Annotated in this window: 12 protein-coding genes; 11 read left to right on the plus strand and 1 reads right to left on the minus strand. The window is 38.0% G+C overall.

Annotation, left to right across the window (positions count from 1 at the left end):
- Nucleotides 1-198: 198 nt before the first annotated feature.
- From dnaA to AB1I63_08260, 3 genes are all read left to right on the plus strand, one after another.
- Nucleotides 199-1566, plus strand: coding sequence for a chromosomal replication initiator protein DnaA (gene dnaA, locus AB1I63_08250; GenBank protein MEW4354861.1), 1368 nt, complete (start codon nt 199-201; stop codon nt 1564-1566).
- 156 nt (nt 1567-1722) lie between these two features.
- Nucleotides 1723-2859 (plus strand): DNA polymerase III subunit beta, encoded by a 1137-nt coding sequence (gene dnaN, locus AB1I63_08255; protein ID MEW4354862.1) that lies wholly within the window; start codon nt 1723-1725, stop codon nt 2857-2859.
- Nucleotides 2859-3050 carry a DUF951 domain-containing protein gene (locus AB1I63_08260; GenBank protein ID MEW4354863.1) on the plus strand — a complete coding sequence of 64 codons (192 nt, stop codon included), beginning with the start codon at nt 2859-2861 and terminating at the stop codon, nt 3048-3050. Before dnaN ends, AB1I63_08260 begins: the two co-directional genes overlap by 1 nt.
- Before the next feature lie 32 nt (nt 3051-3082).
- Here AB1I63_08260 and AB1I63_08265 read toward each other — a convergent pair whose 3' ends face one another.
- Entirely contained in the window at nt 3083-3634 is a 552-nt protein-coding gene (locus tag AB1I63_08265) for a DUF1307 domain-containing protein (protein MEW4354864.1), read from the minus strand.
- A gap of 562 nt (nt 3635-4196) precedes the next feature.
- On the opposite strand from AB1I63_08265, the gene ychF reads away from it, so the two are divergent.
- The 8 genes from ychF to tilS all read left to right on the plus strand — a co-directional run bounded on the left by ychF (nt 4197) and on the right by tilS (nt 12835).
- The gene (ychF, locus tag AB1I63_08270; protein ID MEW4354865.1) at nt 4197-5312 is read left to right on the plus strand and encodes a redox-regulated ATPase YchF; all 1116 of its coding nucleotides are present in this window, start codon (nt 4197-4199) and stop codon (nt 5310-5312) included.
- 70 nt (nt 5313-5382) lie between these two features.
- A complete protein-coding gene (gene pth, locus AB1I63_08275; GenBank protein ID MEW4354866.1) occupies nt 5383-5952 on the plus strand; it encodes an aminoacyl-tRNA hydrolase in 570 nt (189 codons plus the stop codon).
- Complete coding sequence (gene mfd, locus AB1I63_08280) at nt 5945-9448, plus strand: transcription-repair coupling factor (GenBank protein MEW4354867.1); 3504 nt, start codon at nt 5945-5947, stop codon at nt 9446-9448. Before pth ends, mfd begins: the two co-directional genes overlap by 8 nt.
- 81 nt (nt 9449-9529) lie before the next feature.
- Nucleotides 9530-9796: an RNA-binding S4 domain-containing protein gene (locus AB1I63_08285; protein ID MEW4354868.1), complete on the plus strand. Its 267-nt coding sequence runs from the start codon at nt 9530-9532 to the stop codon at nt 9794-9796.
- The gene (locus tag AB1I63_08290) at nt 9789-10157 is read left to right on the plus strand and encodes a septum formation initiator family protein (protein MEW4354869.1); all 369 of its coding nucleotides are present in this window, start codon (nt 9789-9791) and stop codon (nt 10155-10157) included. The genes AB1I63_08285 and AB1I63_08290 overlap by 8 nt, the downstream gene beginning before the upstream one ends.
- Before the next feature lie 2 nt (nt 10158-10159).
- Nucleotides 10160-10288, plus strand: a complete 129-nt coding sequence (locus AB1I63_08295; GenBank protein MEW4354870.1) for an SP_0009 family protein — start codon at nt 10160-10162, stop codon at nt 10286-10288.
- Complete coding sequence (locus AB1I63_08300) at nt 10281-11567, plus strand: serine hydrolase (GenBank protein ID MEW4354871.1); 1287 nt, start codon at nt 10281-10283, stop codon at nt 11565-11567. Before AB1I63_08295 ends, AB1I63_08300 begins: the two co-directional genes overlap by 8 nt.
- Nucleotides 11564-12835: a tRNA lysidine(34) synthetase TilS gene (gene tilS, locus AB1I63_08305; protein MEW4354872.1), complete on the plus strand. Its 1272-nt coding sequence runs from the start codon at nt 11564-11566 to the stop codon at nt 12833-12835. Before AB1I63_08300 ends, tilS begins: the two co-directional genes overlap by 4 nt.

Below are 12835 nucleotides of genomic sequence, written 5' to 3' on the forward strand. Positions count from 1 at the left end.
GACTTTTGCACGATAAGAACCAAGCTATAACAGGAAATCCTTTCTTTTCCACAACTTGTGGAAAACTCTTCTACACAATGTGGATTTGTTTCCACAAGTTGTGGAAAAGTATTTTGATTTATGGTAGAATGAACCTGTGGAAAACTAGACTTTTTTATGGTACAATAAGAAAACTCACAAGTAGCAAAGGAGGTTTGTATGACAAAAGAAGAAGAATTTTGGCAACGAGTATTACTACTTGCCAAAGAGAAAATAAATCCTGCCACTTATAGCTTTTTTGTGGCTGAGGCTGGCGCAAAGTTGCTCAATATTACAGCTGGACAAGCATCTATTTTTCTGGATAGTCCTGTAAAAGAGCTCTTTTGGACGCAAAATCTAGCAGATGTCATCATTACATCCGGTTTTGAAATCTTTAATCAAGAAATCACGGCTCATTACGTCTTTAGTGATGAGGAATTTTCCGAAGATAAAGAACTGACTGCTATTGAAGTGGCAAGTCTAGCTGCTTCCTATCAAGCCGAAAAACTCCCACCAATCAAGACAGGGCTCAAGGAAAAATATACCTTTGACAACTTTGTCCAAGGAGATGGAAATATCTGGGCTAAAGCTGCAGCATTGGCTGTATCTGAAAATCTTGCAACTACATACAATCCTCTCTTTCTCTATGGAGGACCGGGGCTTGGAAAAACGCATCTGCTCAACGCCATTGGCAATCAAATCCTTGAAAATATCCCTGATGCCCGTGTCAAGTATATTCCAGCTGAAACCTTTATCAATGACTTTTTGGATCATTTACGTCTAGGAGAGATGGATAAATTCAAGCAGACCTATCGGAATCTTGACCTCCTTTTAATCGATGATATTCAATCCCTCGGTGGAAAAAAAGTGTCCACGCAGGAAGAATTTTTCAATACCTTTAATAGTCTTCATGGAGACAATAAGCAAATTGTGTTAACCAGCGACCGAAGTCCTGATCATCTGGATAATCTGGAAGAACGCTTGGTCACTCGCTTTAAATGGGGTTTAACACAAAATATCACCCCACCGGATTTTGAAACACGTGTGGCTATTTTGCTCAATAAAACTGAAAAAATGCCCTATATTTTCCCAAATGATACCTTAGAATACTTAGCTGGTCAATTTGACTCCAATGTTCGCGACTTGGAAGGTGCTTTAAATGACATTAGCTTAATCGCCAAAGTCCATCAGCTAAAGGAAATCACGATTGATGTCGCAGCTGAAGCTATCAGAGCAAGAAAGCAAGATGCTAGCCAGATTCTCATCATTCCAATCGAGAAGATTCAAACAGAAGTTGGGAATTTCTATGGTGTTAGTGTCAAGGAAATGAAAGGCAGCAGACGGATTCAAAATATTGTCCAAGCTCGCCAAGTAGCCATGTATCTAGCGCGTGAGATGACAGACAATAGCCTTCCCAAAATTGGACGAGAATTTGGCGGAAAAGACCATACCACTGTCATGCATGCCTATGACAAGGTCAAAAAACGATTGGATACAGATGATAATCTGCGCCTCGAAATTGAAAGTATCAAAAATAAAATCAAGTAGCTGTGGATAACTTTTGAAATTGATCTTTACTTGTCCACAATTTTTAAACACGCATAAATCCTTGATATTATCAGTCTAAGAGAACTTTTCCACAAGTTCCACATGCACTACTATTACTATTAACCTAATTATACTAGATAAAATAAAGGAGAATCCATGATTCATTTTTCAATCAATAAAAATTTATTTTTACAAGCTTTATCAATCACTAAACGAGCAATTAGTCATAAAAATGCTATTCCTGTTTTATCAACTATAAAAATTGATGTTAGCAATGAAGGAATTACCCTAATTGGCTCAAATGGACAAATTTCCATTGAAAACTTTATTTCTGTTAAAAATGAAAATGCAGGTCTTCTCATCAATTCTCTAGGTTCTATTCTTTTAGAAGCTAGCTTTTTCATCAATATTGTTTCTAGTCTGCCAGATGTAACTTTAGATTTTAAAGAAATCGAACAAAAGCAAGTTGTTCTTGTAAGTGGTAAATCAGAAATTACCCTAAAAGGAAAAGATGCAGATCAATATCCTCGAATTCAAGAAGTTACAGCCAGCAATCCTTTGGTGCTTGAGACAAAAGCTCTTAAGCAAGTCATCAATGAAACTGCCTTTGCGGCAAGTACGCAAGAAAGTCGTCCAATTTTGACAGGGGTTCACTTTGTATTAACAGAGAATAAAGAATTGAAATCCGTAGCGACAGATTCTCATCGGATGAGTCAAAAGAAAATAACATTGGAGAAAACAGGAGATAATTTTGACGTTGTGATCCCTAGTCGCTCTCTGCGCGAATTTTCAGCTGTTTTTACGGACGATATTGAAACAGTCGAGATTTTCTTTGCCAACAATCAATTGCTCTTTAGAAGCGAAAATATTAGCTTCTATACACGTCTGTTGGAAGGAAATTATCCAGATACTGATCGCTTGATTCCAACTGAATTTACTAACGTCGTAACGTTTACAACCAACAAACTCCGTCAATCTATGGAACGTGCGCGCTTGTTGTCTAATGCTACTCAAAATGGAACTGTTAAATTGGAAATTGAAAATGGTGTGGTTCGTGCCCATGTTCACTCTCCAGAAGTCGGACGAGTGGATGAAGAGATCGATACTGTTCGCTCATCTGGTGAGGATCTATCTATCAGTTTTAATCCGACTTATCTGATTGAATCCTTAAAAGCAATTGATAGCGAAGAAGTGACTATTAGCTTTATTTCTGCCGTACGTCCCTTTACTCTGGTTCCCGGAGATGATAGTGACAACTTTATCCAATTGATTACCCCAGTGAGAACAAACTAATGTATGAAGTTGGAACTTTAGTGGAAATGAAAAAGCCTCATGCCTGTACGATCAAAGCGACAGGCAAAAAGGCTAATTGTTGGGAAGTGAAGCGTTTGGGTGCAGATATTAAGATTCGTTGCACGAATTGTGACCATCTTGTGATGATGACTCGTCATGATTTTGAACGAAAACTGAAGAAGACACTATAAAAACTAGGAAAGAGGTCCCTCTCTCCTAGTTTTTATTTGTCTAATGATTCAAACTTGCCATCTGTGACTTCTTTGAAGCCACCTTGAGAAAGTAGAGCTTTACTAGATTGAAAGCTAATTTTCTTGACATCTTTTGCTGCTTTATCAAAGCTCATGCCAGGGATATTTTCTAATTCTGCGAAATCGGCATTGGTGTAGTCAATTTCTAATGTCTCTACTAATTTATCGTTTTGGTAGTCCACAGCATGGGTAATTCCTTTTTTGTTTGCATAAAGAGCTGCTATTGGTTCTAATTGTTCTTTAATCGCATTTTGATCAGTTGTTCCAAAAGTGCTGTAATACACAGTGTTTTCTGCTGTTTGCCGGGTTACTTCATCTCCTTTATGGTAATAGATCAAATGAGAGTCAGCTTTTGCCGTCTTGTCAATTTTTTGGAAGTAGCTAGCTTCTTCCATTACTGCTTGGTCAGTTTTTGGAGAGTTGCCTGTTTCTTTCTTTGTAGCACTATTTGCGCATGCGACCAATAAAAATATAGATAACAAAGAAAAAATAAGCTTGAGCGTTGTTGTGATTGATTTTTTCATAAAAAAACTCCTTTAATTTCTAGGATAAGTATAGCATATTTTGGTTGAAAAAGCTCAAGCTTTCAGAAAAATGATTTTGTTAGAAAGTTAGTCATCTAGTTACTAATGATTCTGAATAATTGAAAATAAAAAGGATAGTCCAAATAGGGAAAAATCAATTAGATTTGCTAGTTGTTGAAAGATGAATTTGTCCTAAATACAACAAATGGAAAAATTAGTTTTACGATTTTTTTCGGCATGATGGAGATGTAGAAAAATTATTTGGCAACCGAATAAATGCTGTTCTAATCTTGCAAAAACTCCAGAAGTGCGGGTGGAGAGAGTCTTTGATAAAAAGAAGATGGATGTGAAGGAGCTGATTAGGATGTATTGGATTATTGTGGCAAATGTTATAGCTACCTTATTTATGATTCTTGTGATTTATGTGTTGTTAGAGGTTCTGAATATATGGCCTCATGACTTCCTTCATTGAGTCCTAAAAAAGTCTATCGTTTGATAGGCTTTTTTGCTTTATTTTATGCTATAATAGGTTTGATTGAATTTTTTGATTGGAGAAAAAGAAATGGCTTTAACAGCAGGTATCGTTGGGTTGCCCAATGTTGGAAAATCAACCCTATTTAATGCAATTACAAAAGCAGGAGCAGAAGCAGCAAACTATCCCTTTGCGACCATTGATCCTAACGTCGGACGTGTAGAGGTTCCAGATGATCGTTTGGACAAATTGACCGAGCTTATCAAACCTCAAAAGAAAGTTCCTACGACCTTTGAATTTACAGATATTGCTGGGATTGTAAAAGGAGCTTCTAAAGGAGAAGGTCTTGGAAATAAATTCTTGGCAAATATTCGTGAAGTGGACGCTATTGTCCATGTTGTCCGTGCCTTTGATGATGAAAATGTTATGCGGGAGCAAGGACGGGAGTCTGACTTTGTGGATCCTATGGCCGATATTGAAACGATTAACCTTGAGCTAATCCTAGCAGATCTTGAGAGTATCAATAAACGCTATGCGCGTGTGGAGAAAATGGCTCGCACTCAAAAAGACAAGGATTCCTTATCTGAATTTAATGTCTTACAAAAAATCAAACCAGTCCTTGAAGATGGAATCTCTGCCCGTACGATTGAATTTACCGAAGAAGAGCAAAAAGTTGTAAAAGGTTTGTTCTTATTGACAACAAAACCAGTTCTTTACGTAGCAAATGTCAGCGAAGACGAGGTTGCAGATCCTGATAATATTGACTATGTCAAACAAATCCGTGAGTTTGCGGCGACAGAAAAAGCAGAAGTAGTCGTGATTTCAGCGCGTGCTGAAGAAGAAATCTCTGAATTAGATGAAGAGGACAAGGCAGAGTTTCTTGAAGCCATGGGCTTGACAGAATCTGGTGTTGATGAGCTGACACGAGCAGCCTACCATTTGCTAGGGCTTGGTACTTATTTCACTGCAGGTGAGAAAGAAGTTCGTGCTTGGACCTTTAAGCGCGGAATGAAAGCCCCTCAAGCGGCTGGTATTATCCACTCTGATTTTGAAAAAGGATTTATTCGTGCAGTCACGATGTCCTATGATGATTTGGTAGCATATGGTAGTGAAAAGGCAGTCAAAGAAGCAGGACGCCTGCGTGAGGAAGGAAAAGAATACATCGTTCAAGACGGTGATATTATGGAATTCCGCTTTAATGTGTAAAAATTGGATAAAATAGTGATAAGGTTGGAAAATATTTTCCAACCGTTTTAGTGTTTGAAAAGGAGACAAAATGACAAAGTTGATTGTAGGACTAGGAAATCCCGGTGATAAATATGTAGAGACAAAGCACAATGTAGGATTTATGATAGTTGACAAAATTGTAAAGGATTTAAACTTGAGCTTTACAACAGATAAAATTTTTCAAGCAGCGTTAGCAATGACTTTTATAAATGGAGAGAAGGTTTATTTTGTAAAGCCTTTGACTTTTATGAATGAATCCGGTAAAGCAGTACATGCTCTTCTTTCCTACTATGGTTTAGACGTTGATGATTTGTTGGTAATCTACGATGATCTGGATATGGAGGTTGGCAAGATTCGCTTGCGTGCCAAAGGTTCTGCTGGTGGACACAATGGTATTAAAAGTATCATCAAACACATCGGAACACAGGATTTTAAACGCGTTAAAATTGGAATTGGTCGTCCAAAACAGGGCATGAGTGTAGTCCATCATGTACTCGGAAAATTTGACAAAGAGGACTATATCACAATTTTGCAAACGTTAGATAAAGTTGACAACTGTGTCAATAATTATTTACAGGAATCTCAATTTGAAAAATTGATGCAAAAATACAATGGATAAGAAGATGACAGTACTCAATTTATTTCAACAAAATAGCCAGATCAATGACTGGAAAAGACATTTACAAACAGCTAGTCGTCAGCTGATTTTAGGACTTTCATCTTCTACAAAAGCCATCGTTATGGCTAGTAGTTTAGATGAAAATGACAAGGTATTGATTCTAACCTCTACCCAAAATGAAGCTGAGCGTTTAGTGAGTGATTTGATGAGTCTGCTTGGTGAAGAAACTGTTTATCCTTTCTTAGCAGATGATACACCGTTGGCAGAGTTTGTATTTTCTTCTAAAGAAAAACAAGTGGCGCGCTTATCCGCTCTTCACTTTTTACAAGATCCCAAGAAAAAAGGGATTCTTGTTGCCAATCTTTCAGCCAGTCGTCTTTTACTACCAAATCCGAAAGGATTACAAGAGTTTCTACTTTCACTTGAAGTGGGGTTGGAGTTCTCGGTTGACAATATTGTCAATCAATTATCTGTTATGGGCTACCAGCGTGTCAATCAAGTTTTGAGTCAAGGGGAGTTCAGTTTAAGAGGAGACATTTTAGATATCTTTGAAATGGAAGAAGAGAAGCCTTATCGGATTGAATTTTTTGGAGATGAGATTGATGGAATTAGGCGTTTTGATCCTGAGAGCCAACGTTCGCTAGATACTTTGGATAGGATTTTGATTCGACCGATGACGGAATTACTGTTAGGTGAGGAAGAGTATAGAAGAGGGAGTGATAGACTAGAGAAAGAGCTGAGTAAGCAAGTTGATCCTACCTTGAAGTCCTATCTGGAAGAAGTTCTTGCTAGCAGTCGTGAAAAGAAAGCTCATGTAGACCTTAGGAAATTTCTCTCCTTCTTTTATGAGAAAGAGTGGACTATTACAGACTATTTGCCTAAGCATGCTCCTGTCTTTTTAGATGATTTTCAAAAAATCATGGATCAGCATGCGCGGTTTGAAATGGAAGTTGCTAACTTATTGACAGAGGATTTACAAAAGAGTAAAGCTTTGTCAAGTCAGATTTATTTTGCAAGTAATTATAAAGAATATCGAAATTACAAGCCAGCAACATTTTTCTCTAATTTTCATAAAGGTTTGGGAAATCTGAAATTTGATGCTCTGTACCAATTCAACCAATATCCTATGCAGGAATTTTTCAGTCAGTTTCCTTTATTAAAGGATGAAATTGCTCGTTACCGTAAGTCAGATTATACTGTGATTTTACAGGCAAGTTCATCTTCTAGTTTACAAGCTTTACAAAAGCATTTACAGGAATATGACATTTCGCTTGACTATATCAAGGAAGATGAGATTCATCCTAAGGCAGTTCAGCTGGTGGAAGGAGGACTTGGTCAGGGCTTTCAGTTTGTAGATGAAAAGGTTGTGCTTATCACAGAGTTTGAGATTTTCCAAAAGAAAGTCAAGCGTCGTGTTCGTAGGCAGCAGATTTCCAATGCCGAGAGACTTAAAGACTATAATGAACTCGAAAAAGGCGACTATGTGGTTCATCAGGTTCATGGAATTGGCCAGTATTTAGGAATTGAAACCATTGAAATTTCAGGCATTCATCGAGACTATGTCAGCATTCAATACCAAAATGCAGACCGTATCTCCATTCCTGTTGAGCAAATCAACATGCTCTCTAAGTATGTGGCAAGTGATGGAAAAGTTCCTAAAATCAATAAATTAAATGATGGACGTTTTCAAAAGACCAAGCAAAAAGTTCGCACGCAGGTGGAGGATATCGCAGATGATTTGATTAAATTGTATGCGGAACGTAGTCAACTAAAAGGTTTTCAGTTCTCACCTGATGATGATGCACAGTTGGATTTTGACAATGATTTTCCCTATGCAGAGACAGAGGACCAGTTGCGTAGTGTTAAAGAAATCAAGAAGGATATGGAAAGTAGCAGTCCGATGGATCGGCTTTTGGTTGGTGATGTAGGCTTTGGAAAGACAGAGGTGGCCATGCGAGCAGCTTTTAAGGCAGTCAACGATTATAAGCAGGTTGCTGTTTTAGTTCCGACAACAGTTTTAGCCCAACAACACTATGCCAATTTTAAAGAGCGGTTTGAAAATTTCGCGGTGAATGTAGATGTTTTGAGTCGTTTTAGAAGTAAGGCTGAGCAGAAAGAGACACTGGAAAAACTCAAAAAAGGGCAAGTGGATATTTTGATTGGTACGCATCGTTTGCTGTCCAAAGATGTTGAATTTGCGGATTTAGGTTTGATGATTATTGATGAAGAACAGCGATTTGGTGTCAAGCACAAGGAGACTTTGAAGGAGTTAAAAACAAAGATTGATGTTTTGACTTTGACAGCAACACCGATTCCTAGAACGCTTCATATGTCTATGCTGGGGATTCGAGATTTATCAGTGATTGAGACACCGCCGACTAATCGTTATCCTGTTCAAACCTATGTTTTAGAAACCAATCCTACCGTGATTCGGGAGGCAGTGCTTAGGGAAATGGATCGTGGTGGACAGATTTACTATCTTTACAATAAAGTTGACACGATTGAGCAGAAGGTCTCAGAACTCAAAGAGTTGATTCCAGAGGCTTCTATTGCTTATGTGCATGGACAGATGACGGAAATTCGGTTGGAAAATACATTGCTTGACTTTATCAACGGTGAGTATGATATTCTAGTGACGACGACTATCATTGAAACAGGAGTTGATATTCCAAATGCTAATACCTTGTTTATCGAAAATGCAGATCATATGGGACTGTCAACCTTGTATCAACTTCGTGGTCGTGTAGGTCGGAGCAATCGGATTGCCTATGCTTATCTCATGTATCGTCCTGATAAGTCTTTGACCGAAGTGTCTGAAAAGCGCTTGGAAGCGATCAAAGGATTTACAGAGTTGGGGTCAGGTTTTAAAATTGCGATGCGAGATCTGTCCATTCGTGGTGCAGGAAATATCCTCGGGAAATCCCAGTCAGGCTTTATTGATTCAGTAGGATTTGAGATGTATTCTCAGCTGTTAGAAGAAGCGATTTTACGAAAGCAGGGAAAAGAACAAAAACGCAATCGTAGTAATGCAGAAATCGCTCTTCAAATGGATGCTTATTTGCCGAGTGATTACATTGATGATGAGCGTCAAAAAATAGAAATTTACAAGCGTATTCGTGAGATTGACAGTCGTGTTAACTATGAATATTTACAAGATGAGTTGATAGACCGTTTTGGAGAGTATCCTGATGTTGTTGCGTATTTGCTCGAGATTGGATTGATTAAAGCTTATTTTGATAAGGCTTTTGTCGTGCTTTGTGAGCGTAAAAATAATACTGTTCGGATTCGATTTGAAAAAATGTCTCAGCAGTTCTTTTTGACACAGGATTATTTTGAAGCCTTATCGCAGACTAATTTGAAGGCAAGAATTGCAGAAGACAAAGGTTTGCTAGAAGTTGTCTTTGATGTGCGAAATAAAAAAGACTATGAAATTTTAGAAGGGTTACAGCAGTTTGGTGAACGCCTTGTAGCTATCAAGGATAGCAAAGACGAATAAGGTTACAATTTGGTAAAGTTTCCTTAATTTTCGTACAAGTTCCCTCAGATATGATAGAATAGTAGATTGAGGTATAGAAATATGAGATTAGATAAATATTTAAAAGTATCCCGCATTATTAAGCGTCGTCCGGTTGCTAAAGAAGTGGCAGATAAGGGGCGGATTAAGGTCAATGGTGTCCTTGCTAAATCTTCGACGGATTTAAAAATCAATGATGAAGTGGAGGTTCGTTTTGGAAATAAGCTGTTGAGTGTTCGCGTGCTAGAGATGAAAGACAGCACTAAAAAAGAAGATGCTACGAAGATGTATGAAATCATCAGTGAAACAAGGATAGAAGCCGATGCCTAAGAAGATTGTGCAGCTCAATAACCAATATATCAAAGACGAACACCAACATCGGAGATATTTGGCAGAGGAGCGGAAAAAAAAGAATCGTTTTATGGGCTGGGTTCTGATTCTGGTTATGCTTTTATTTATTTTACCAATTTATAATTTGGTAGAGAGCTACCAGACTCTTTTAGAGAGACGAGAACAGTTGGTCCAGTTAAAAGACGACTATGATCAATTAAGTAAACAAAAGGATGAGGTAAGAGAGTTGGCTGATCGTCTGAAAGATGATGATTATGCAGCCAAATACGCCAGAGCTAAGTATTACTACTCCAAAGAAGGAGAGACTTTATATACGGTTCCTGGTTTATTACCGCAGTAATTATGGAAGATATTTTAAAAACAGTTGAAACATTTTTAGCCTATTCGGATGAAAAATTAGAAGAATTGGCACAAAAAAATCAAACTCTGAAAGAACAGGGTGATTATAAGGAAGGGGAAAAAGATGCGTAAGGTCTTGTTTCTTCTTCTTCTTCTTTTGCCAGCCCTTCTCACAAGCTCTGTCGTGGATAGCACAGAAAACGAGGTAGAGCTGACTGAAGAGGAAAAATATGAGGTGACCCAGACCATCTATGGTCCATATTTCACATCCATCCCTCAAAATCCAAATGTGTATCAAGAAATCCTAACTTTTGCAACGAAAGACTTAGATAAGGTGGCAGGCTCTATCAAGCCAAATACGACTTTTTCTATCAAGGAATTGACGGTCAACCAAGCAGGGACTCCTGTATTTCGCTTGTCAAATGGCGAGTATGTGCCAGCAGATAAGCGTTTGATTTATGAGGATTTGGTCTTTTCAACAACAGATACCAAACAAACTATGTGGTTGAAACCAAACTTTACGGTTTATGCGCAAGCTCGTATCAATGGTGTTAAGGAAGTGAAGACGGATTTAGCCCCTTATCATCCAGTTACTGTCACTAAATTTGCAGAGACTCCAAGTGGTATTTATGCTTATGTTGAAGGGAAAGGATGGCTTTCAAAAGAATTTTTGTCAGAGACAGATAATCGGATGGAAAAGGTCCAAGAACTACTAACACAACAGCATAATCAAGCGCATTACAGCATTTATGTCAAGCAGCTAGAGACAGGCAAGACAGCAGGAATCAATCCAGATAAGCAGATGTATTCTGCCAGTGTTATGAAACTGCCGATTCTTTATTATGCGCAGGAAAAACTTGATCAAGGTAAATATCAGTTGACGACTCCTTTGAAATATATCGAAGCGGTGAATGATTACTCTGGAGCCTATGAGACAGCTGGAAGCGGCAGCATTTCAAAAACTTCAGATAATAAAGAGTACAGTATCGAGGATCTCATCAATAGAATTGCGAAAGAATCAGATAATGCAGCGACTAATATCTTGGGGTATTATGTAACCAATCAATCTGAAAAAGCCTATCGAGAAGAAATCAATCAGATTGCAGGTAAGGTTTGGGATGTGGAAGAGCGAGAAGCTTCAGCTAGAATGGCTGGTAATATGATGGAGGCGATTTATATTCAAAATGGTCGAATTATTGACGTGCTATCGCAAACCAATTTTGATGATCAACGAATATCAAAAAATATTCCTGTAAAAGTCAGTCACAAGATTGGAGATGCAGATGATTTCCGTCATGATGTCGCGATTGTTTATACGGACTCTCCATTTATTTTATCGATTTTTACAGAGCATTCGAATTACGATACCATAGCGAAGATTGCTAGTGATGTTTATGAGGTTCTCAAATAATGGAAGATAAAATCCTACAATGGATGAAAAAGAAAGGCTATTTTCAAGACCACAAGAGGGTTTTAGTTGCTTTATCAGGTGGTCTTGATTCCATGACTTTGTTGGAGGTCCTTTATCGTTCTCAAAAGGAACTCGAAATTGAGGTAGTTGTTGCTCATGTGAATCACAAACAACGACCAGAGTCAGATAGCGAAGAGCAATTACTAATTGAAAAAATGGAGAAACTTGGTGTAGAAATCGCTACATCAAGTTTTTCAGGAGTTTTTTCAGAAGAAAAGGCACGCACATTTCGCTATGACTTTTTCAAGCAAGTGATGCAAGAAAAAGACTGTACGGCTTTAGTCACCGCCCATCATCAAGACGATCAAGCAGAAACGATTTTTATGCGTCTATTGCGAGGCAGTCGTCTGCAACATCTCGTGGGGATTGTAGATAGAAAGCCTTTTGGAAGAGGTGAGTTGATTCGTCCTTTGCTCCCCTTTAAAAAATCAGATTTTCCCAATAGAGAGCATTTCATAGATAGCAGTAATATTGAAAATGATTATCTGAGAAATAGGATTCGTAATCTGTATTTGCCTGCCTTGGAAAAGGAAAATCCGCAAGTGAGCCGGCATTTGGTAGCACTCTCAGAGGAAGTGTCGCAGCTCTATCAATCACTTTCCTACTTTACAAAGGATGTCACTATCACAGACCTAGCTACTTTTCATTCGTATCCCGATTTTGTCCAAGAAACATTATTAAAAGACTATCTTTCAAAGTTTCCAGATTTGTTAATCTCAAAAGCGCAGTTTCGAGAACTGCTCCACATTTTGCAAAAATCGGGGAATTACCGTCATTATCTGAAAAATGGTTATGTATTGGTTAAGGACTATCAGACTTTTAGTCTTTTGAAAATCAGTCCACAGGCTGATGAAAAAACGGATTCTTTTTTGCTAGAATATGGAGATACTTTGGAATATAAAGGTTACCGTTTTTCCTTTGGTAAGGCTTTAGCAGGCGCTACCCAAGAAATATTGGTTTCGCGTGAAACACCTCTGACTTTTCGTCATCGAAAAGCAGGAGACTACTTGCTTTATCATGGCCACCATAAAAAAATACGACGTCTTTTTATGGATCGAAAGATTTCTTTAGAAGACAGAGAAAAAGCGATTATTGTTGAGCAAGCAGGAGAAATCCGAATAATTGTTGGAATAGCTGTCAGTGATTTGAGTCAAAATGGAAAAAATGGTATAATGAACGAGAAACTTTATATCCAAAAAATAGAATAG

The sequence above is a fragment of the Streptococcus pneumoniae genome, assembly GCA_040719455.1.
GTDB lineage: Bacteria > Bacillota > Bacilli > Lactobacillales > Streptococcaceae > Streptococcus > Streptococcus pneumoniae_G.